General features: G+C 73.6%; 19 protein-coding genes and 1 pseudogene. 10 read left to right on the plus strand and 10 right to left on the minus strand.

The window, feature by feature from the left end; translation table 11 throughout:
* Nucleotides 1-60 precede the first annotated feature (60 nt).
* Nucleotides 61-594 carry an NUDIX hydrolase gene (locus tag ACZ7IF_RS19565; protein ID WP_470972944.1) on the minus strand — a complete coding sequence of 178 codons (534 nt, stop codon included), beginning with the start codon at nt 592-594 and terminating at the stop codon, nt 61-63.
* A gap of 79 nt (nt 595-673) precedes the next feature.
* On the opposite strand from ACZ7IF_RS19565, the gene ACZ7IF_RS19570 reads away from it, so the two are divergent.
* The 3 genes and pseudogenes from ACZ7IF_RS19570 to ACZ7IF_RS19580 form a co-directional block, all read left to right on the plus strand.
* Nucleotides 674-1,210, plus strand: coding sequence for a GNAT family N-acetyltransferase (locus ACZ7IF_RS19570; protein WP_470972724.1), 537 nt, complete (start codon nt 674-676; stop codon nt 1,208-1,210).
* Nucleotides 1,211-1,221: 11 nt separating this feature from the next.
* Nucleotides 1,222-1,740 (plus strand): GNAT family N-acetyltransferase, encoded by a 519-nt coding sequence (locus tag ACZ7IF_RS19575; protein WP_470972726.1) that lies wholly within the window; start codon nt 1,222-1,224, stop codon nt 1,738-1,740.
* Nucleotides 1,741-1,767: 27 nt separating this feature from the next.
* A pseudogene (locus ACZ7IF_RS19580) lies at nt 1,768-1,833 on the plus strand (VOC family protein); the annotation flags it as partial.
* Between the two features lie 547 nt (nt 1,834-2,380).
* Here the strand turns inward: ACZ7IF_RS19580 and ACZ7IF_RS19585 are convergent.
* Complete coding sequence (locus ACZ7IF_RS19585) at nt 2,381-3,580, minus strand: thiolase C-terminal domain-containing protein (protein ID WP_470972728.1); 1,200 nt, start codon at nt 3,578-3,580, stop codon at nt 2,381-2,383.
* Between the two features lie 183 nt (nt 3,581-3,763).
* On the opposite strand from ACZ7IF_RS19585, the gene ACZ7IF_RS19590 reads away from it, so the two are divergent.
* Together ACZ7IF_RS19590 and ACZ7IF_RS19595 are read left to right on the plus strand one after the other, a co-directional pair.
* The gene (locus tag ACZ7IF_RS19590) at nt 3,764-4,954 is read left to right on the plus strand and encodes an acyl-CoA dehydrogenase family protein (RefSeq protein ID WP_470972730.1); all 1,191 of its coding nucleotides are present in this window, start codon (nt 3,764-3,766) and stop codon (nt 4,952-4,954) included.
* A complete protein-coding gene (locus tag ACZ7IF_RS19595) occupies nt 4,954-5,436 on the plus strand; it encodes a nitroreductase family deazaflavin-dependent oxidoreductase (protein ID WP_470972732.1) in 483 nt (160 codons plus the stop codon). Before ACZ7IF_RS19590 ends, ACZ7IF_RS19595 begins: the two co-directional genes overlap by 1 nt.
* Nucleotides 5,437-5,495: 59 nt before the next feature.
* Here ACZ7IF_RS19595 and ACZ7IF_RS19600 read toward each other — a convergent pair whose 3' ends face one another.
* A complete protein-coding gene (locus ACZ7IF_RS19600; RefSeq protein WP_470972734.1) occupies nt 5,496-6,143 on the minus strand; it encodes a TetR family transcriptional regulator in 648 nt (215 codons plus the stop codon).
* Between the two features lie 329 nt (nt 6,144-6,472).
* Here ACZ7IF_RS19600 and ACZ7IF_RS19605 point away from each other — a divergent pair, with 329 nt between their 5' ends.
* The 3 genes from ACZ7IF_RS19605 (at nt 6,473) to ACZ7IF_RS19615 (ending at nt 10,456) form a co-directional block, all read left to right on the plus strand.
* Nucleotides 6,473-7,306 carry a VOC family protein gene (locus ACZ7IF_RS19605; RefSeq protein ID WP_470972736.1) on the plus strand — a complete coding sequence of 278 codons (834 nt, stop codon included), beginning with the start codon at nt 6,473-6,475 and terminating at the stop codon, nt 7,304-7,306.
* A 95-nt stretch (nt 7,307-7,401) separates the two neighbouring features.
* Nucleotides 7,402-9,846: a protein serine/threonine kinase AfsK gene (afsK, locus tag ACZ7IF_RS19610; RefSeq protein WP_470972738.1), complete on the plus strand. Its 2,445-nt coding sequence runs from the start codon at nt 7,402-7,404 to the stop codon at nt 9,844-9,846.
* A gap of 115 nt (nt 9,847-9,961) precedes the next feature.
* Nucleotides 9,962-10,456, plus strand: a complete 495-nt coding sequence (locus ACZ7IF_RS19615; RefSeq protein WP_470972740.1) for a peptidylprolyl isomerase — start codon at nt 9,962-9,964, stop codon at nt 10,454-10,456.
* 59 nt (nt 10,457-10,515) lie between these two features.
* Here the strand turns inward: ACZ7IF_RS19615 and ACZ7IF_RS19620 are convergent, their stop codons facing one another.
* From ACZ7IF_RS19620 to ACZ7IF_RS19640, 5 genes are all read right to left on the minus strand, one after another.
* Nucleotides 10,516-11,019 carry a hypothetical protein gene (locus ACZ7IF_RS19620; protein WP_470972742.1) on the minus strand — a complete coding sequence of 168 codons (504 nt, stop codon included), beginning with the start codon at nt 11,017-11,019 and terminating at the stop codon, nt 10,516-10,518.
* 72 nt (nt 11,020-11,091) lie between these two features.
* Nucleotides 11,092-11,535 (minus strand): SRPBCC family protein, encoded by a 444-nt coding sequence (locus ACZ7IF_RS19625; protein WP_470972744.1) that lies wholly within the window; start codon nt 11,533-11,535, stop codon nt 11,092-11,094.
* A 245-nt stretch (nt 11,536-11,780) separates the two neighbouring features.
* Nucleotides 11,781-12,557, minus strand: a complete 777-nt coding sequence (locus ACZ7IF_RS19630) for an enoyl-CoA hydratase/isomerase family protein (protein ID WP_470972746.1) — start codon at nt 12,555-12,557, stop codon at nt 11,781-11,783.
* Nucleotides 12,554-13,000: a Zn-ribbon domain-containing OB-fold protein gene (locus tag ACZ7IF_RS19635; RefSeq protein WP_470972749.1), complete on the minus strand. Its 447-nt coding sequence runs from the start codon at nt 12,998-13,000 to the stop codon at nt 12,554-12,556. Before ACZ7IF_RS19635 ends, ACZ7IF_RS19630 begins: the two co-directional genes overlap by 4 nt.
* A gap of 11 nt (nt 13,001-13,011) precedes the next feature.
* Nucleotides 13,012-14,163, minus strand: coding sequence for a lipid-transfer protein (locus ACZ7IF_RS19640; protein ID WP_470972751.1), 1,152 nt, complete (start codon nt 14,161-14,163; stop codon nt 13,012-13,014).
* A 93-nt stretch (nt 14,164-14,256) separates the two neighbouring features.
* On the opposite strand from ACZ7IF_RS19640, the gene ACZ7IF_RS19645 reads away from it, so the two are divergent.
* Nucleotides 14,257-15,945, plus strand: a complete 1,689-nt coding sequence (locus tag ACZ7IF_RS19645; RefSeq protein ID WP_470972753.1) for a FadD3 family acyl-CoA ligase — start codon at nt 14,257-14,259, stop codon at nt 15,943-15,945.
* Here the strand turns inward: ACZ7IF_RS19645 and ACZ7IF_RS19650 are convergent.
* Nucleotides 15,932-16,561, minus strand: coding sequence for a hypothetical protein (locus tag ACZ7IF_RS19650; RefSeq protein WP_470972755.1), 630 nt, complete (start codon nt 16,559-16,561; stop codon nt 15,932-15,934). The two genes, ACZ7IF_RS19645 and ACZ7IF_RS19650, sit on opposite strands and share 14 nt — an antisense overlap.
* 129 nt (nt 16,562-16,690) lie before the next feature.
* Here ACZ7IF_RS19650 and ACZ7IF_RS19655 point away from each other — a divergent pair, with 129 nt between their 5' ends.
* On the plus strand, nt 16,691-18,631 hold the full coding sequence (locus ACZ7IF_RS19655) for an exo-alpha-sialidase (RefSeq protein WP_470972757.1): 1,941 nt from the start codon (nt 16,691-16,693) through the stop codon (nt 18,629-18,631).
* Here the strand turns inward: ACZ7IF_RS19655 and ACZ7IF_RS19660 are convergent, their stop codons facing one another.
* Nucleotides 18,632-19,357 carry a class I SAM-dependent methyltransferase gene (locus ACZ7IF_RS19660; protein WP_470972759.1) on the minus strand — a complete coding sequence of 242 codons (726 nt, stop codon included), beginning with the start codon at nt 19,355-19,357 and terminating at the stop codon, nt 18,632-18,634.
* Nucleotides 19,358-19,478: the final 121 nt, after the last annotated feature.

Consider the following 19,478-nt stretch of genomic DNA (forward strand, 5'->3'; position numbering starts at 1 on the left):
GGCGTCCGGCGGCCGTCTGGGGCCGATACCCGCAGCAGAGGGCGACGGGGCGGCGCGGCGTTAGCGGATTCCCTCGTCCATCAGGACATAGAGCAGGGGTACCAGGGAGCCGCTGCTGACGATCTCGCGGCGGTCGATCATGCCTCGGATGTCCGTCAGGGGAATCCACTCGATGCGGTCCGACTCGTTCTTCTCGGTCGGCGGTCCCGTGTACGTGGCGCCGTCCGCGCGGAACAGGTGGTGCTGGGAGTCCGTGATGCCGGCCGCCGGCTCGGCGTAGACGAGCGGCTTGACCGGCCCCGGCTGCCAGCCCGTCTCTTCGAGCACCTCGCGGGCGGCGGCCTCGCCCGGCGTCTCGTCCGCCTCGACGAGACCCATCGGGAGTTCCCAGGCCCAGGTGTCGGTGATGAAGCGGTGGCGCCACATCATCAGGACCTCGCGCCGGTCGTTGACCACGGCCGTCACGGCCAGGTTCCGCAGCTTGACCACGTGGTGCTCGAAGCGGCTTCCGTCTGGGGTCTCCACGTCCGCGAACCAGAGGTTGAGCCACTGGTTCTCGTAGATCGGACGTTCTCCGTGGATCTTCCACTGCATGGTCATGGCCCCTCTCGATCAACCTCCAGCATCGCTTATTCGTTTGCAGCCGGTCGGTCAGGCCCGATAGGAAGCTCGCATGCTTAGAGGCGGCAAGGTCGGGCTCAGGGCCCGGCACGAGGACGACATCCCGATCCTGCGGACCGAGCTCTACGACGACGTCGTCAACGGCTCGCGATCCGAAAGCGGGCCGTGGAAGCCGATCACGCCCGGCTCGAAGGACCCCCGGCTCGTCGTGGACGACACGAAGGAGACCAGCGTCCAGTTCTCCGTGGTGGAGCTGGAGGGCGGCACGCTCGTCGGCGCCGCGACGTTCTGGGGCATCGACACCCACAGCCGGTCCGCGCACATCGGGTTGGGACTGCTGCCTGCCGCACGCGGCAAGGGCTACGGGACCGATGTCGTCGCGGCCCTGTGCCACTACGGCTTCGTCGTGCGCGGCTTCCACCGGATGCAGATCGAGACGCTGGCCGACAACGCGGCGATGCTGCGCGCCGCCGAGAGCAACGGTTTCGTGCGCGAGGGCGTGCTGCGCTCCTCGGCGTGGGTGCTGGGGGAGTTCCTGGACGAGGTGATCCTCGGCCTCCTCGCCGAGGACTGGAACCCGAAGGCCTAGCCCCGGCGGTCATGGGGAACTGGGAGATCCGGCCCGCTTCGGTGGCGGACGTCGAGGCGGTGGCCGAGTTGCGGGCCGTGGTGCTGCGGGCGGATCTGGAACGGCTCGGGCGGTACGACGAGCAGCGGGTGCGACAGCGGCTGCGAGACGGTTTCGCTCCGGAGCACACCTGGGTGATCGAGGTGGGCGGCGCGTTCGCGGGCTGCGTGTCGCTGCGCCCGGCCGGGGATGCCCGCTGGCTGGAGCACTTCTACCTGGCCCCGGTCCTCCAGGGCAGGGGCATCGGCGCGGCCGTGCTGGGCGGGCTGCTGGAGCATTGCGACCGGGACGGCACCCGGGTCCGGCTGAACGTGTTGCAGGGCAGTCCGGCCCGGCGACTGTACGAGCGGCACGGGTTCATGCTCGACGCCGAGGATCCGATAGACGTGTTCATGGTGCGCGAGCCCCGGCTTTCGGATTTCCCCGGACACCAGCCCGGTCAGGCCGTCGGCCAACCGTCCAGCGATACGGCTGCGCCGTCGTTGAGGTAGTGGCGCAGGGCGGTGGTGGAGACGAGGGCCGACCCCGAAGGCAACGAGTTCTGTGTTCTTCGCAGCGAGTCCGACCGAGCCGCGATGGGTTCCTGGCGCCTGCACGCCACCAGCCCCGGACGGCCGTCAGCCGCCGAGGCAAGAGGAGCGCGTAGCGATCTGCCGCGCCCGTCGGCTTCCCGCAGCGCTCTGATCAGCATGTGGTGCGGGCATCGGCCCCGGACGGTCGCCGGACGCTGAAATCCGAGGAGCGCGTAGCGATCTGCTGCGCCTGGGTGCTCCGAAAGGGGCTCTGATCGTCATTTGGTGCGGGTAGTCGGGCCCCTGGCCCGGAATCTCGAACGCTGAGGGCCCGGATGCCCGGCGGGCCGGGGCCCGGCCCCTCGCCTCATCGCTGAGAGACCCGTCCCTCCCACCATCGACCGTGCCGTTCTTTTGGGGGTTTCCCGGCAGTCTTTCGGCTTTCCGGGGCGGGTCGGTCGGTCAAGGGTGGCCGAAGGCCATCGCGTAGCGACGCGACCGAAGGGAGCGCCCTTGAGGGACCGGCCCGAACCGGAAGGACGATGGGACTGACGGGAAACCCCCAAACCGGCTGTGAGACCGCCCAGGGGGCTACCGCCCCCCTACCCCCCCGCCCCCTCTACCCCCGCCCCAGCAGTACCGTGCCCGAGGAGCAGAACCAGCCTCCCGTGCCCGAGGCCAGGGCCACCTCCGGGAGGCGGCCTCCCGGCTTCGTGACCTGGCCCGGGCCCGCTTCGCCGCGGAGTTGGCGGACGGCTTCGACCAGGAGGAAGAGGCCGCGCATGCCCGGGTGGCAGGCGGAGAGGCCGCCGCCGTCGGTGTTGACCGGGAGTTCGCCCTCTCGCAGCAGGCGGCCCTTCTCGACGAAGGCTCCGCCTTCGCCCTTGGCGCAGAAGCCGAGGTCCTCCAGCGTCACCAGGGTCATGTAGGTGAAGGCGTCGTAGATCTCCGCGAGGTCCACGTCCGCCGGGGTGAGGCCCGCGCGGGCGAAGGCCTGGCGGCCCGAGGCGGCCGCGGGGGAGACGGTGAAGTCCTCCCACTCCGACATGGTGGTGTGGGACACCGACGTTCCCGTGCCCAGGATCCAGACCGGGGACTTCGCCGTGTCCGGTACGTAGTCCTCAGCGGCCAGCAGGACGGCGCAGCCGCCGTCCGAGCGGATGCAGCAGTGGAGCTTGGTGAAGGGGTCGGCGACGGGGTCGGACGTGAGGACGTCCTCCACCGTGACGGGGTCCCGGAACATCGCGTCCGGGTTCGTCGCGGCGTTCGCCCTCGCCTGTACGGCCACCGAGGCGAGCTGTTCCAGCGTCGTGCCGTACTCGTGCATGTGCCGTCGCGCGGCCATCGCGTACTTGGACACGAGCGTGTGTCCGTACGGCACCTCGAACTGGAGCGGCCCCCGCGCCCCGAACGACAGGTTCGACGTGCGCCGCCGGGCCTTGATGTCGGCGCGGGCCGTGGAGCCGTAGACCAGCAGGACGGCGTTGGCGTGGCCGGCGGCGATGGCGTCGGCGGCGTGGGCGGCCATGACCTCCCACGTGGAGCCGCCGACGGAGGTGGAGTCGACCCAGGTGGGGCGCAGTCCGAGGTACTCGGCCACCTCCACCGGGGCGAGTACGCCGAGCCCCGCCGAGGCGAAGCCGTCGATGACGGAGCGGTCCAGGCCGGAGTCGGCCAGCGCCCGGCGGGCGGCCTGTGCGTGCAGGGCGTAGGGGGTCGGGCCGTCGACCCGGCCGCAGTCCGAGAGGGCGGCGCCGACCACCGCGACCCGGCGGCGGGGCGTGGCGGGGGAGACGGGCGCAGAAAGGGGTCCAGGCATGGGGGGACGGTACAGCTGACGTACCGTCAGATGCTAGACCGCGGCCGTCGCCGCCCGCCCGCCCGCGCCGGGCAAAGGGCCGCTTCCGCCCCCTGTGCATCTCATTCCCGCCGCCCTAACATGACGCCCCGTCAGATACGCCCCCGGCTACCGCTGGGAGGTGCCCCCGGGAGGAGCCCGACGATGGATGCCGCCTTCACCGCGGAGCAGGACGAGATGCGCCGTACCCTGCGCGAGATCCTGGGCAAACGCTGCGGACCGGACGAGGTCAAAGCCGCCGTCCGGACCGCCGCGGGACACGACCGCGAGCTGTGGCAGCAGCTCTCCCGGCAGCTGGGCCTGCCGGGCATCGCCGTCGCCGAGGAGTACGGCGGCGTCGGCTGCGCCCCCGGAGATCTCGCGCTGGCCTGCGAGGAGACCGGGCGGGCGCTGCTGCCCTCCCCCCTCCTCGCCACCGCCGTCCTCGCCGCCCCGCTGGTCGCCGCCCTCGGCACCGCCGGGCAGCGTTCCGCGCTGCTGCCGGCGCTCGCCGCCGGGGACCTGACCGCCGCACTCGCCGTCCCCGGCCCCGCCCTGGCCGCCGCACTCGCCCTGACCGGCGACAACACCCCCGGCGACTGGTCGGGCGGGGGCCGCGCCGGCGGGGTCCAGGCGCGCCGCGCCGACGACGGGTGGCGGCTGTACGGGGAGGTGTCACAGGTGCTCGACGGGCACAGCGCCGGCCTGCTCCTCGTCGCGGCGCACACCGGCGGCTTCGCCCGCGGCCGTACCGTGCTGTTCCTCGTGCGGGAGGACGCGCCCGGCCTCGTACGGGACCGGCAGACCACCCTCGACGAGACCCGCCCGCAGGGCCGGATCCAGCTCCGGGACGTGGCGGCGGAATCGCTGGGCCGTGACGACGGCGTCGACCCGCTCCCCGCCCTCGCCGCCACCGGCCGCGGCGCGGCCGCCGTCCTGGCCGCCGAGGCGGTCGGCGCGGCCGACCGGGCGCTCACCCGCACCGTGGAGTACGTGCGCCGGCGCGAGCAGTTCGGCCGGGCCGTCGGCTCCTTCCAGGCGGTCAAGCACCGCCTGGCCGACCTCTACGTACAGGTCCAGGCGGCCCGTTCGGCCGCCTACTACGCCGCCTGGGACCCGGGCCAGGGCGGTCTCGCCCTCGCCCAGGCCCTGGAGGCCCTGCGCACCACCGCCGGGGAGGCGATCCAGCTGCACGGCGGCATCGGCTTCACGTGGGAGCACGACGCCCACCTCTACTTCAAGCGGGCGGCCGCCGACGAACTGCTCTTCGGCCCCGTCCACCGCCTGCGCGCGCACGCCGCGCACCACGCAGGACTCTTCGACCCGTCCGCGACCCCAGAGAGGGCGGCCGTCTGATGGCTCCCACCGCTCCCGGCGTCAAGTTGATGCAGAAGATCTCCTCGACCCTCCTCTTCGCCAGGATCGCACCGCACTTCATCCCCGCCATGGACAAGGCCGTGCACCGCCTGACCCGGGGAAAGGTGCTGCTCAGCGCCCGGATGCTGCCGGGCGTGATCCTCACCGCCAAGGGCGCGAAGACGGGTGAGCCGCGCACCACGCCGCTCGCGTGCATGCCGGAGGACGGAGGCGTGAGCTGGCTGCTGATCGGCTCCAACTTCGGCCGCCCCGGCCACCCGGCCTGGACCGGGAACCTGCTCAGGCATCCGGACGCGGACGTGAGCTGGCAGGGGCAGGACATCGCGGTACGGGCCCGGCTGCTGGAGGGGGCCGAGCGGGCGGCGGCGTGGCAGGCGGTACTGAGGTTCTGGCCGCCGTACGCGACGTACCAGGCGCGCATCGAGCGCGAGATCAGGCTGTTCCGCCTTGAGCGGCGCTGACCGCGGACCTGATCAGGGGTGCGGGAAAACCCGGGGCGGACCCTCCAGGGGGCCCGCCGTCACCTGGTCGGCTTCTTGCCGGTGATGCCCAGGTGCACGAGCAGGGCCAGGTTCGGCTTGAGCTCGGCCTGCTTGACGCCCCAGGTCTGGAAGCCCTTCTGGTGCGAGGCGACCGCGGCCAGCATCGCGACGAGTGAGCCCGCCATCGCGGCCGGGCTGAGGTCCTTGTCGACCTTGCCCTTGGCCTGGAGCTCCTTCATCGACTCCGTAAGGGAGTTGGTGACGGAGTTCAGGATCTTCATGCGGATCTTGTAGAACCGCTTGTCGCCCTCGGCGGCACCGAGGTCGACGACCCGCAGGATCGCGTCGTTGCGGCGCCAGAACTCCAGGAATCCCTCGACGAGTTCCTCGGCCGCGGCCCAGCCGGCCTTGCCGACCCAGTTCCGGCCCTCGACGAGCGCGGTCAACTGCGCGCCCTCCGTGGCCATTTGCTCGGCGATCTCCAGGACGGCGCCTTCGACGTCCGGGAAGTACTGGTAGAAGGTCGCGGGGGAGGTACCGGCCTTGCGCGCGACGTCGATCACCTTGACGTCGCGGTACGGCGAGGAGCTGAGCATCTCGCTGAGGCAGTCGAGCAGCTTCTGCCGCGTCGCCTGGCCGCGCCGGCCGGCGACACGCCCGTCGACGGTGCGTACTTGTCCTGTCATGCCGTCAGCTTACCGAGGGGGGATCGGCGCGCTATTCGGCCGCCTGCAAATGGGGTTACCCGGCCGTCGACCTGCCCGGGAGGCCCTCCGGACGGGGCCCGGCGGCGGATTCCGGCCGCCCTTCCGCCCGGGAGGACCCCGTACGTACCGGACCGTATCCCCCGAATAGTCTTATCAACAGGCTGTGGACAAGTTTTCGGGCGGACCATGGTTCACGGGCATGAAACGCCCGCTGTCCGGACAAGCCACCCAAGCTACCGCGTACGCCCCGCACGACCGGCACCACCCGTACCACCCGCACCACCCGCACGACGGAAGGAACCCGCCCCATGGCCGCAGCCGCATTCGCGGAAGGCTCGCCCTGCTGGGTCGACGCCTCCCTCCCGGACGTCGAGGCGGGCAAGCGCTTCTACGGCGAGCTCTTCGGGTGGACCTTCGCCGACAGCGCCGGCGCCGAGTACGGCGGCTACACCCAGGCCTACAGCCGGGGCCGCAACGTAGCCGCCCTCGCCCCCAAGCCCGACGGCCGCATGCCCACCGTCTGGGGCGTGTACCTGTACACATCCGACGCCTACGCCTGCGCGGCCCGCATCCGCGCAGCGGGCGGCCAGATGGTGATGGACCCGCAGCCGGTCGGCCCGTACGGCACCGCCGCGATGGCCGCCGACCCCGGCGGGGCCGTCTTCGGCCTGTGGCAGCCCGGCACCCATCACGGGTTCGACGCCCAGGACGAGCCGGACACGTACTGCTGGGCGGAGGTCTACACGCGCGCCCGCGACGCCGTCGACGTCTTCTACGCCAACGTCTTCGGCTACGTCCCCCAGGACCAGGACGACTCCGAGACCGGCGTCGAGTACCGCGTCTGGTCCCCGCCCGGCAGCGCGCCCGGCCCCGACACGGCCGTCCTGGGGCGCAGCCTGATCACCGACGCCTTCCCGGAGATCATGCCGGCGCACTTCCTCGTCTACTTCGCCGTCCCCGACTGCGACCGCGCCGTCGCCACGGTGCAGCGGCTCGGCGGACGCGTCACGGCCGATCCGTTCGACACGCCGTACGGGCGGATCGCGGTCGTCGCGGACAATCAAGGGGCTGTGTTCGCGCTGCTGTCGGAGCCGCGGCCCAACGCACACCCCTGGCCGGGGCCGGAGCAGGCGCGGGCCTGACAGAATCGGGTCGTACCGGTGCGCGCGCCCTTGGCACGCGCGCGCGGGTGGAAGCGGGTCCGGCAGGGGCCCGTACGGGGAGGTAGTGGAGGCGAGTGGTGGAGCAGCTGACGCAGCACGACCCGAGACGGATCGGCCCCTTCGAGGTGCTGGGACGGCTCGGCGCCGGCGGCATGGGGCTGGTCTATCTCGCACGGTCGGCGTCCGGACGCCGGGTCGCGATCAAGACGGTGCGGACGGAACTCGCCGAGGACCAGCTGTTCCGGGTGCGGTTCACCCGCGAGGTGGAGGCGGCGCGCGCCGTCTCCGGCTTCTACACGGCGGCCGTCGTCGACGCCGACCCGCGCGCGGCGGTGCCGTGGCTGGCGACCGCGTACGTCCCGGCGCCCTCGCTGGAGGAGATCGTCAACGAGTGCGGGCCGATGCCCGCGCAGGCCGTGCGGTGGCTCGCGGCCGGCATCGCGGAGGCGCTGCAGTCCATCCACGGCGCGGGGCTGGTCCACCGCGACCTGAAGCCGTCCAACGTGCTGGTCGTCGAGGACGGCCCCCGCGTGATCGACTTCGGCATCGCGAGCGGGGTGTCCAACACCCGGCTGACGATGACGAACGTCGCCGTCGGCACCCCGGCCTACATGTCGCCCGAGCAGGCGAAGGACTCGCGCAGCGTCAAGGGCGCCAGCGACGTCTTCTCGCTCGGCTCGACCCTCGTCTTCGCCGCGACCGGGCACCCGCCGTACCACGGTGCGAACCCGGTCGAGACGGTGTTCATGCTGCTGCGCGAGGGCCCCGACCTGGAGGGCCTGCCGGACGAGCTGCGGCCGCTGATCGACTCCTGCATGCAGATGGACGCCACCCAGCGCCCGACCCCCGCCGACCTCCAGGCGCAGCTGGCCCCGCACCTGTTCGACGGCGGCGACGACAGCGGGACGGCCTCGGCGTGGCTGCCGGAGCGGGCCGTCGCGATGATCGAGACCCGGCGCGCGGGCAACCGTACGGGGACCACCCCGGCCCCCGTGAGCCCCTCGGCGCCGCCCCCCGGCCCGTCCACGCACCGCAGGCCCCCGCGCGGCGCCGCCGACCCGTGGGTGGACCCGCGTACCGGGCAGGCCGTGCCGCCGCGCCCGGACCGGCCGCCGCTGACCCCGCCGCCGGGTCCGGCTCCCGTCCCGGCCCCGGTGCAGGGGCCCGCCCCGGTGCCGGTGTCGTCGATGCCCGGCATGCCCGTACGGCTCGGCGGCTCGCCGGTGCCGATCGGGCCCGGGCCGCGCGCGACGGCCTCCGCCCCGGCGGGGCACGCCGCGGCGGACTCGGCGACCGGCTGGGTGCGCCCGCCGGCCGGCACCCCGGCGTCGGCCGCGGCCCCGGTGGCGACCCCGTCCGTACCGGCTCCCGGGCCGTCCCCGGACAGCGGGCGCTGGCGGCCGTGGCGCTTCCGCATGTCCAACGAGGTCTGGGGCACCCCGACCGTCGCGGGGGACCTGCTGTACGTGACCTCGTTCGAGGTGCACGCCCTGGACGTCGGCAGCGGCCGGCGCCAGTTCAAGACGCGGGACGTGGCCTGGTCCATGGCCGTCGCCGACGGCCGCATCCACGCCTCCGACGGCCCTTCGCTGTTCGCCCTCGACGCCAAGGACGGCTCCGAGCGGTGGCGGCTGAACGCCGACGCCTGGGTGTACGCCCTGCGCGCCGAGCGCAGCACCGTCATCACCGCCACGCGCGGCGGCGGGGTCCAGGGCTGGGAGGCGTCCAACGGCCACAAGCTGTGGGAGCTGAGCGGCGCCCAGTCCGACTTCGAGACCCCGGAGGCGGCCCCCGTCCTCCACGAGGGCACGGTGTACGTCTGGCAGGACGCCCGGCTGCGCGCGCTGGACGCCCGCTCCGGCCAGGAGGCCTGGTCGTACCCGGTCGGCGACGCGGCGTCCTGCGGCAACGTCCCGGTCCGCGTCACCCCCGCCCCCGACGGCAACGTCTACGTCGCCGCCGGCACCCGCGTGCTCTGCGTCGACCGGGCCTCGGGCCGGGTCCGCTGGCACTTCGAGGCCCCGGCGGTCTTCCTGGCCCCGCCCGCCTTCGCCCCCGGCCCGGCGGTCACGGGCGGCGGGGTCTACCTCGCCGACTACCTGGGCACCGTGTACGCCCTGGACGCGGCCACCGGCAAGGACCGCTGGCGCATCGCCACCGAGCCGCGCCCGGCGTCGGACCCGGTGCTCGTCGCGAACGGCAGCGTCCACCTGGGCGCGGGCAGCGCCCTGTACACGCTGGACGCGGTGACCGGCACCCCGAAGTGGCGGTTCGCGGCGGGCGGCGAGATCACCGGCCCCCCGGTGGTCGCGGACGGCCGGGTCCACTTCGGCTCCGCCGACCACTGCCTGTACACCCTGGACGCGGCGGGCGGCCAGCTCCGCTGGAAGCTGGCGACGGGCGGCGAGATCACCGGCGCCCCGGTGGCGGAGGCCGGCGTGGTGTACGCGTGCAGCAAGGACCGCTGCGTCTACGCCCTGGACGCGGCGAAGGGCACTGGCACCCGCACGGGCGGCTGACCTGCGCGGACGAAGGCCCCCGCCGTCCGCGGCGGGGGCCTTCGCGACGCGCCACGAGGCCCGTCGGCGGCCCCTCCGGGTCGCGGTTGGCACCGGGAGTGACAGGATGGGACCCATGAGCAACGTTTTCTTCGACATCACCATCGACGGTGCGCCCGCCGGCCGCATCGTCTTCAGCCTCTTCGACAAGGTCGTCCCGAAGACGGCCCAGAACTTCCGCGAGCTGGCCACCGGCCAGAACGGTTTCGGCTACGCCGGTTCCGGCTTCCACCGCGTCATCCCGCAGTTCATGCTGCAGGGCGGTGACTTCACCAACCACAACGGCACCGGTGGCAAGAGCATCTACGGCGCGAAGTTCGAGGACGAGAACTTCGACCTGAAGCACGACCGCCCGTACCTGCTGTCGATGGCGAACGCCGGCCGCAACACCAACGGCTCGCAGTTCTTCATCACCACCGTCGTCACCTCGTGGCTCGACGGCAAGCACGTCGTCTTCGGCGAGGTCGTCGAGGGCCAGGACATCGTCGACAAGATCGAGTCCCTGGGCTCCCCGTCCGGCGCCACCAAGGCCAAGATCGAGATCGCCGCTTCCGGCACCGTCGAGGCCTGATCCACAGCACGTGCCGGTCGGCCCCGCTCCCCTCTCCGGGGTGCGGGGCCGCCGCCGTTTCAGTGGTCCTGTGACGGGGTCGGAGCCCAGTGCTGGGGATCCACCGGGTCGATCGTGTCGCGCGGGAGCTCGCGCCGCGAGCGGCGGGGGCGGCCGCGCATGACCGCCGCCGCGAGCAGCAGCAGGGCGCCCGCACCGAAGGCGGTGGCGACGCCGGAGCCGATGCCGGTGCCCTCGACCCCGACCGACAGGCCCCCGGCCGCCTGGCCCTGGCGGACCATCCACAGCACCGCGAAGCCCAGTACGACGACCCCCGCGAGCGCCATCAGCAGCCGCGAGCGCCGCACGATCGCGAACAGCGTCAGCAGCGCCGCGAACAGGCACGGCAGCAGCAGCGAGCCCAGCGGGGCGGCCCCGTCGTCGGTGATGCCGGAGCCGGCGAACAGCTCCTCGATCCGGTAGTCGCGGCCGGGGCGGTCGTCGTACCAGGCGCGGAAGGGGCTCCAGACGGCGGCCGTGGCGCCGATCAGACCCATGAGCGAGCCGATTGCGTTGCGGATCATGCCCGGTCCTCCGGGGTAGCGGTCGTGATCCCGACGCTATGTCCGGAGCCGCGCAGCCGCACGTCAGGCGCGTCAGGACGTGGTGCGGGCGGATTCCACGCGGGCGCGCAGGGCGTCGTTCATCGCGGTGAAGTTGCGCGCGGTCCCGTCGAGGAGCTTGCCGAGGAAGGGGACCAGCGGGCCGCGGAAGCGCTCCCCGTGCTCCAGCCGGGTGGTGCGGTTCGGGCCCTCGGACAGGCGCAGGTAGTGCTCGCCGTCGAAGAGGCCGCGTACGAGGAAGTGCCCGGTCCAGCGCAGTTCGCTGCCGGGGACGGCCACCTGGACGGTCGGTCGGAAGGTCCTGGGCTTCCCGGACTCCGGGTGCATCGTCAGGGTCAGCCGCTCCCCGGGCACCGCCTCGCCGGCGGCCTCCCGGATGAACGGGTTCCACGTGCAGTAGCGGGGGAGGTCGGTGAGGACCGTCCAGACCTCTTCGGGGGTCGCGTCGATGCTGATCTCGGTGGAGATGGTGCGCACTGTGCCGTGCTCCTCATGGGTGGTCCGATGCCACCGAAGGGACGCGGAGTGGTGCGGTTCGCCGCCGGGTTCGGTGCTCGGGATGCAACCACGGTTTAGACCGGCAAAGCGCGGCGCGGGGGGTGTCTTCGCTGGTGGCGGAGAGAGTGGAGGAGTGCGTTCCGGGTGTGGGGTGGTGAATGCCGACACGTCGGGCGGCGCCGGAGCGGCGTCCGCCCGCCCCCGCCGCCCGCCCCCGCCGCCCGTCAGCGCAGCCGGAACTCCGCCCCCGGCGGGCGGGACGCGAACAGCTCCGCCTGCCGCTCCGGCGGGAGGTTCCCCAGGGCGATCAGCGCCGGCGCCTGGTCCAGCGCCTGCTGGAGCGCGGCCCGCTTCGCCGACCACAGGGCCCGCACCGTGCCCTGCACCGCCTCCGTCGGGAACCCGGCCAGGGTCCGCGCCGAGCGCAGCGCCGCCTCCAGCAGCTCCCCGGGCTCCGCCAGCTCCGAGACCAGCCCGATCTCGTACGCCCGCCGCGCGGAGAGCCGTTCGGCCGTCCCCATCAGGGACATCCGGGCCGCCTCCCCGAAGGGCATCCGCTGCGCCATGTACACGGCCTCGTAGGCGCTGACCATCCCGTACGAGGTGTGCGGGTCGAAGTACGTCGCGCCGGTGGACGAGACGATGAACTCCGCCTCGCCCAGCAGGTAGAACGCCCCGCCGCAGGCCATGCCGTTGACGGCGGCGACCACCGGCTTCCACAGGTCGTTGGCCTTCGGGCCGATCGCGATCAACGGGTCGTCGGCCGAGTACGGGGACTGCGGCTGGGGCACCTGCGCCGACCGGTCGATCCCCGTGCAGAAAGCGGCGGTGCCCGCGCCCGTCAGCACCACCGCCCGCACGTCCCCGTCGAAGCGCAGCTCCCGCCACACCCCGGCCAGGGCGGCGGCCGTCTCCAGGTCGATCGCGTTGTGCCGGCGCTCCCGGTCCAGGGTGACGACGGCGACCCCGGCGGCCTTGTCCCGCTCCACGCGCAGGGTCATGCCTTCTCCAGGACCCAGCGCGGCACGCTCATCCCGCCGACCTCGGTGAAGACCGCCTGCACCCGGGCGCCGATGCGCAGCCGCGCCGGGTCCACGGAGTTCAGCGGGGCGTCGGCGGAGGCGACCAGGTTCCCGGCGAGCCGGATCCGCGGGGCGTCCGCCAGCTCGACGAGGATGACGTTGTACGGGGCCTGCGCGGCGTACGCGGGCAGCAGCGGCGGGTGCGGCCGGACCCAGGACCAGATCCGGCCGCGGCCGCTCATCGGGCGCCACTCGCTGTCGAAGGACTGGCAGTGCGGGCAGCAGGGCCGGGGCGGGAAGCGCAGCCGGCCGCAGGCGGTGCAGGCCTGGACGCGGAGTTCGCCCCGGGCGGCGTACTCCCAGAAGGGGGCGCCGTCCTCGTCGGGGACGGGGAGCAGCAGGGATTCCTCGGCGGTGGTCATCGGTCGGCTCCTCACGCGCGCAGCAGGATCGCGGACGTCGGGACGCCCTCGCCCGCCGTCACCAGGCAGGTGGCGGCGTCCGGCACCTGGGCGGTGGAGGTGCCGCGCAGCTGCTTGACGCCCTCGTTGATCAGGTTGAACCCGTGGACGTAGGCCTCGCTCAGCCCGCCGCCCCCGGTGTTGATGGGCAGCCGGCCGCCCGTCTCCAGCGCCCCGCCCTCGGTGAAGGCGGCGCCCTCGCCGCGCCCGCAGAAGCCGTAGCCCTCCAGGGAGAGCGGGATGAGGGGGGTGAAGGCGTCGTAGATCTGGGCGACGTCCACGTCGGCCGGGCCGAAGTCGGCCTGCTTCCACAGGTGCCGGGCGGCGGTCCAGGCGGGGCCGGACAGCGGGTCGTCGTTCCAGTAGTTGACCATCCCGTGGTGCTGGGCGGGCAGCCCCTGGGCGGCGGAGTGCACGTAGACGGGCTTCTGCCGGCAGTCCCGGGCGCGCTCGGCGGAGACGATCACGCAGGCGAGGGCGCCGTCCGTCTCCAGGCAGTTGTCGAAGAGGCAGAGCGGGTCGCTGATCATGCGGGAGCTCATGTACATCTCGCGGGTCAGCGGGCGTTCGTACATCACCGCCGCCGGGTTCTCGTTGGCCCGGTTGCGGCAGGCCATCGCGACGTTGAACAGGTGGTCGCGGGTGGCCCCGTACTCGTGCATGTAGCGGCGCGCCAGCATGCCGATCTCGTCGGCGGGGCGCAGCAGTCCGAAGGGGCGGGTCCACTGGCCGGGGGTGGGCAGCTGGACGGCGGTGTTCTTCCAGGGTCTGGGGCCGGAGCCGCGTTTGCGGGAGCGCCAGGCGACGCCCACGGTGGCCTGGCCGGTGGCTATGGCGGCGGCGAGGTGGCCGACGGTGGCGCAGGAACCGCCGCCGCCGTAGCCGATCTTGGAGAAGAAGGTGACGTCGCCGGCGCCGATGGCCTTGGCGACCTCGACCTCGTCGGTCTCCTCCATCGTGTAAGAGGCGAAGGCGTCGACCTCGGCGGGTGCGACGCCCGCGTCGGCCAGGGCGGCGAGGATCGCCCGGCAGGCCAGTTCCTTCTCGGTCGCCGGCAGCCGTTTGGCAAAGGCGGTCTGGCCGATGCCGACGATTGCCGTAGCGTCCTTGAGAGTTGCCGCCATCGCCACCTCCGGGTGCACCAGTACTGACAGCCGCGAAGGCTACAGCTAATCTGACGGATAGTCAGCTACTGGGATCCTGGGAGGGGCGGGCGGATGCACGAGGGCGCGGGCGCGGACGGCATCGAACAGGAATCCGGAGCGGGCGCCGGCGGCACGGGAACGGCCCCGGCCGCCACCCCCGACCCCCGGGGCGACCTGCGCTGGCGCACCGTCGCCGCCCTCGTGCGGGACGCCGCCGAGCGGTACGGCGACCGCGAGGCCGTCGTCGACGGGCGGACCCGGATCACCTACGCCGAACTCGGCTCCCGCGTCGAACGGGCCGCCGCCGCCTGCCTCGCCGCCGGCGTCGAGGCGGGTGACCGGGTCGCCGTCTGGGCGCCCAACACCGCCGAATGGATCGTCTCCGCCCTCGGCGCCGTCTCCGCGGGAGCCGTACTCGTCCCCCTCAACACCCGCTTCAAGGGCGCCGAAGCCGCCTACGTCCTCGCGCGCAGCCGGGCCCGCCTGCTCTTCGTCACCGGCACCTTCCTCGGCGCCTCCTACGTCGCCTCGCTGCGCCGCGCCACCGCCGACGGGCCCGGCACCGGCCCCCTCCCCGGCCTGCCCCACCTCGAACAGGTCGTCGTCCTCGCCGACGACGCCCCCGAGGCCTTCCGCACCTGGAAGGACTTCCTCGCCGGCGGGGACGCGGTACCCGCCGCGGCGGTCCGCGAACGCGCCGACGCGATACGCCCCGACACCCCCTCCGACATCATCTTCACCTCCGGCACCACCGGCAGCCCCAAGGGCGCCGTCATCACCCACGCCCAGACCCTGCGCTGCTACGCCGTGTGGAGCGAGCTCGCCGGACTGCGCGAGGGCGACCGCTACCTCATCGTGAACCCCTTCTTCCACACCTTCGGCTACAAGGCCGGGATCATCGCCTGCCTGATGCGCGGCGCCACGATGGTCCCCCAGCCCGTCTTCAGCGTGGACACCGTCCTCGCCAACATCGCCGCCGAGCGGATCTCCGTACTCCCCGGCCCGCCCACCCTGCACCAGTCCCTCCTCGACCACCCCCAGCGCGACCACCACGACCTGTCCGCGCTGCGCCTGGTCGTCACCGGCGCCGCCGTCGTCCCCCTCCGGCTCGTCGAACGGCTCCGCACCGAACTGCGCATCGCGACCGTCCTCACCGCGTACGGGCTCTCCGAGGCCGGCGGCATCGTCACCATGTGCCGCCGCGACGACCCCGCCGAGACCGTCGCCGCCACCTCCGGGCGGGCCATCCCCGACACCGAGGTACGCGTCACCGGCCCGGACGGCACCGCCCTCCCGGCCGGGGAAGCGGGCGAGGTCCTGGTCCGCGGCCACCACGTCATGCGCGGCTACTTCGAGGACCCCGAGGGCACGGCCGCCGCCATCACCCCCGAAGGCTGGCTGCGCACCGGCGACGTCGGCGTCCTGGACCCGGCGGGCAACCTGCGCATCACCGACCGGATCAAGGACATGTTCATCGTCGGCGGCTTCAACGCCTACCCCGCCGAGATCGAGCAACTCCTCGGCCTCCACCCGGACATCGCCGACGTCGCGGTCGTCGGCGTCCCCGACCCCCGGCTCGGCGAGGTCGGCAAGGCGTACGCGGTCCGCCGCCCGGGCTCCACCCTCACCGCCGACGACCTGATCGCCTGGTCCAGGCGGGAGATGGCCAACTACAAGGTCCCGCGGGAGGTCGAGTTCGTCCCCGCCCTCCCGCGCAACGCGAGCGGGAAGGTCCTCAAGACGGAACTCAGGAAGCCCTGAGACGCCCCGCCGGCGCCAGCGCCGCGCAGAACAGCGGCGCGCCGAGCGGGATCAGGTCGAGGCCCGCGGCCATGACGGCCGTCCCCAGCACCAGCAGGACCGGCCGCCACGCGCCGATCCGGCGGCGTACGGCCAGCAGCACCGTGAGCCAGACCAGGCCGACGTAGAAGAGCATCGGCCCCACCGAGTACACCGCGGGCTCCACGCCCGGCACGGACTGGATCCGCTCGAACAGCTCGTCCATGCCCGGTCGGTCGGCGGCCCGGAAGCCCGTCCAGAGGTCCACGGCCCCCTGGGCGGCGGCCGCCGCCACCCCCGCCAGCCCGAGCAGTGCGGCGGCGGCCGCGCCCTTCGAACCCGGTCCGGCGAGCCGGCGCAGTCCGAGGAAGACGGCGGAGAAGAGCAGCACCCCGGCGGTCATGGCGAGGTGCCCCACCGTCCAGGCGGCCCCGGGCCCGTGGTCCGGGTCGGTGAGCCGGATCGCCCCGTACGCCAGCAGGCACAGCGGCGCGGCGACGAAGGCGGCCCGGGTGAAGGGCCCGTACGGGGCCGGTGCCGGCGCGGTGGCGGTGTGCTGCGTGAGGGTCTGCCGGGTTCCCCGGGATCGATTGGTCATGTCCCGATCATTTCCGCCGGGGCCCGGCCCCGGATCCGGCATCACCCCCAGCCCACCCCGACTCCCACCCCGACACGCCCCGGGTGCGTCCCTGACGGCCCGCCGCGCCCGCCGCGTTAGCCTGCACGGGTGAGCTCGCAAGAAGCAGGTGTTCGATTCCGCTGGGGCGTCAGGGTCTGGATGGGGGCCGCTGCCGCCCTCGCCCTCGTCCTCACCGCCGTCGTCCTGCTGCCCGGCACACCCCCCGGAGACGGCCGGCCGGGAGCCGGCGGGCCCGCCGCGAAGAAGGCGCCCGGGCTGACCGCCGCCGTGTCCGCGCCCTTCAGCGCCTTCACCGAGGGCTACGACTGCTACCGCATCCCCACCCTCATCACCACCAAGGACGGCACCCTGCTGGCCATCGCCGAGGCCCGCACCGCCAGCTGCAACGACATCGGCGACATCGACATCGTCCTCAAGCGCTCCACCGACGAGGGCCGCACCTGGGGCCCCATGCAGGTCGTCCGCGGTGCCGGCGACCCCGGCGCCTACGGCAACCCCGTCCCCGTCGTCGACTCCGCCTCCGGACGCATCACCCTGCTCCACGCCTACAGCACCTGGACCCCCGGCGCCGACGGCGACCGCGTACGCGGCCCCCGCGAACTGCGCCTGGCCCACAGCACCGAAGACGGCGCAGGCTGGACCACCGACCCCGCCCCGCAGCCCCAGCTCAAGGGCGCCGACTGGGCCTGGGTCTCCGTCGGACCCGGCCACGGCATCCAGCTCACCCCGACCCGCCCCGACCGCCCCGGCCGGCTCGTCGTCAGCGCCGACTACCGCACCGAGTCCAACGAATCCGGCGCCCAGCTCCTCTACAGCGACGACGGCGGCCTCACCTGGCGGCCCGGAGCCCGCTGGGGCGCCCCCGAAGGCACCCCCGCCCCCAACGAACCCGCCCTCACCCAGCTGCCCGACGGCCGGATCTACGTGAACGCCCGCTCCACCGCCACCTGCGGCACCCCCGACCACCGCGTCGCGGCGATCGTCGAGGACGCCGCCGCGCCCGCCGTCCCGGACCCCGGCTTCGTCCCCGTCACCGACCTCCCGGCCCCGCCCGCCTCCGGATCCGTACTCCAGCTGCCCGGCGGCCCCCTGCTGCTGTCGGCGCCCAGCCGGCCCGGCGCCGAGTTCTCCGACCGCTGGACCCTGGCCGTGCGCACCTCGAAGGACGAGGGCCGCACCTGGTCCAAGGGCGGCGCCGTCGTCCTGCGCGAGCGCGCCGGCTACTCCGACATGGCGGTCCTGCCCGGCGGCCGGGTCGGCATGCTCTACGAGACCGCCAACGGCACCCCGCACGGCTACGTCAAGTTCACCGCCTTCGGCCCCCACGAGCTCCAGGCCGCCACCGAGGACCTCACCCCGCGCCACACCGCCGACGCCACCCCGTTCCACAACCACGCCGTCGTGCACGGCGCCCCCAGGCCCGGCAACCGCCCCCACGGCGGCAAGACCATGCGCTTCGACGGTAAGGACGACTTCCTGCGCCTGATCAACTGCCCCGACGAACTCCGCATCGGCGACGGCGACTTCGCCGTCACCACCTGGGTCAAGTACAAGACCCGGGGCCAGGACCGCGACAGCGGCCAGCGCCAGCCCCTCGTCTGGGCCTACGGCCAGGGCCCGGCCGCCAAACAGCTCCGCATCGAGGCCGACCCCGCCACCGGCCGCCTCGAAGCCACCGTCAACGCCGGCACCGGCCCGGCCTCGCTCACCGCCCCCACCCGCACCGACGACGACGCCTGGCACCACGTGGTGCTCCAGCGCAAGGGCACCCGCCTCGAACTCTCCGTCGACGGCGCCCCGCCCGCCACCACCGGACTCACCCCCGACCGGATGGACTTCCGCCCCGCCGGAGCCTTCACCGTCCACCTCGGCACGCAGCCCGACTACAAGGCCTTCTACGCGGGCGCCCTGGACGACGTACGCGTCTACGGCCGGGCCCTCTCCAACAACGACCTGGCCCGCCTCCGCGCCGGCAACGACGTCACCGACCAGGAACGCGTCCACCTGCCCTTCGACCGCACCTGGTGATCAGGCGGCCTTCCGGGCCAGCAGCAGCCGCCAGTGCGGGGAGCCGTCCCCGCGGTACCCGAAGTGGTCCAGCGGGACCGTCTCCACCCGGAAGCCCGCGGCCTCCAGGTCGGCGCGGACCGGGCCGAAGGGGAAGGTGCGGTAGTACATCACGAACGGCGGCCGCCACACCGCGTTGCGGACCCGCATCGCCGCGTCGAAGCCCGCCACCGCCCACCTCAGCGGGGAGGCGAGCGGGATCGGGGCGCCGACCGGGAAGGCGAAGACACCGCCCGGCCGCAGCGCCCGGTGCACCCCGGCGAACAGGGCCGGCCGCTCCGACGGCAGGAAGTGGCCGAAGGCGCCGAAGCTCACCGCGAGGTCGTACGAGTCCCCGAGCGCGTCCGGCAGCGCCAGCGCGTCGGCCCGTACGAAGTCCACTCCCTCGGGATGCGCCCGCGCGGCCTCCGCCAGCATGCCCGCGCTGAGGTCCACCCCGGTCACCCGGTCCCGGCACAGCCGGCGCAGCATCCCCAGCCCCGCGCCCGTACCGCAGCACACGTCCAGCCCCGACCCGAAGGACCCCTCCCGCGCGGCGAGGGCCTCCTCGACGGCGTCGAGCATCCGGTCGGGGGTCCGGAAGGGGGTCCGGTCGAACTTGGGCGCGAGCAGGTCGTAGCCGTGCTCGACGGACGAGAGGGCCTGGACGGCCAGTTCGCGCAGACTGGGTCCCTGAGAAGTGAACACGGTCACACCCTACGGCGTACCGGACGCGGAAAGGCGGCGGCCGCGGTGGTCCCCCTCCGGCCACCGCGGCCGGGGGGGGCGTGTCTCCCGGTGGGAAGGGATAAAGTCCCCCCGAGCCCCC

It is taken from the genome of Streptomyces sp. NPDC037421 (assembly GCF_055602105.1).

Excerpts from the sequence above, each read along its gene's own strand:
- ACZ7IF_RS19585 (WP_470972728.1), bottom strand. The coding sequence starts at position 3,580 with ATGCCTGGACCCCTTTCTGCGCCCGTCTCCCCCGCCACGCCCCGCCGC.
- ACZ7IF_RS19575 (WP_470972726.1), top strand. The coding sequence starts at position 1,222 with ATGGGGAACTGGGAGATCCGGCCCGCTTCGGTGGCGGACGTCGAGGCG.
- ACZ7IF_RS19565 (WP_470972944.1), bottom strand. The coding sequence starts at position 594 with ATGCAGTGGAAGATCCACGGAGAACGTCCGATCTACGAGAACCAGTGG.
- ACZ7IF_RS19590 (WP_470972730.1), top strand. The coding sequence starts at position 3,764 with ATGGATGCCGCCTTCACCGCGGAGCAGGACGAGATGCGCCGTACCCTG.
- ACZ7IF_RS19645 (WP_470972753.1), top strand. The coding sequence starts at position 14,257 with ATGCACGAGGGCGCGGGCGCGGACGGCATCGAACAGGAATCCGGAGCG.
- ACZ7IF_RS19570 (WP_470972724.1), top strand. The coding sequence starts at position 674 with ATGCTTAGAGGCGGCAAGGTCGGGCTCAGGGCCCGGCACGAGGACGAC.
- ACZ7IF_RS19615 (WP_470972740.1), top strand. The coding sequence starts at position 9,962 with ATGAGCAACGTTTTCTTCGACATCACCATCGACGGTGCGCCCGCCGGC.
- ACZ7IF_RS19605 (WP_470972736.1), top strand. The coding sequence starts at position 6,473 with ATGGCCGCAGCCGCATTCGCGGAAGGCTCGCCCTGCTGGGTCGACGCC.
- ACZ7IF_RS19635 (WP_470972749.1), bottom strand. The coding sequence starts at position 13,000 with ATGACCACCGCCGAGGAATCCCTGCTGCTCCCCGTCCCCGACGAGGAC.
- ACZ7IF_RS19620 (WP_470972742.1), bottom strand. The coding sequence starts at position 11,019 with ATGATCCGCAACGCAATCGGCTCGCTCATGGGTCTGATCGGCGCCACG.
- ACZ7IF_RS19600 (WP_470972734.1), bottom strand. The coding sequence starts at position 6,143 with ATGACAGGACAAGTACGCACCGTCGACGGGCGTGTCGCCGGCCGGCGC.
- ACZ7IF_RS19650 (WP_470972755.1), bottom strand. The coding sequence starts at position 16,561 with ATGACCAATCGATCCCGGGGAACCCGGCAGACCCTCACGCAGCACACC.
- ACZ7IF_RS19595 (WP_470972732.1), top strand. The coding sequence starts at position 4,954 with ATGGCTCCCACCGCTCCCGGCGTCAAGTTGATGCAGAAGATCTCCTCG.
- ACZ7IF_RS19630 (WP_470972746.1), bottom strand. The coding sequence starts at position 12,557 with ATGACCCTGCGCGTGGAGCGGGACAAGGCCGCCGGGGTCGCCGTCGTC.
- ACZ7IF_RS19640 (WP_470972751.1), bottom strand. The coding sequence starts at position 14,163 with ATGGCGGCAACTCTCAAGGACGCTACGGCAATCGTCGGCATCGGCCAG.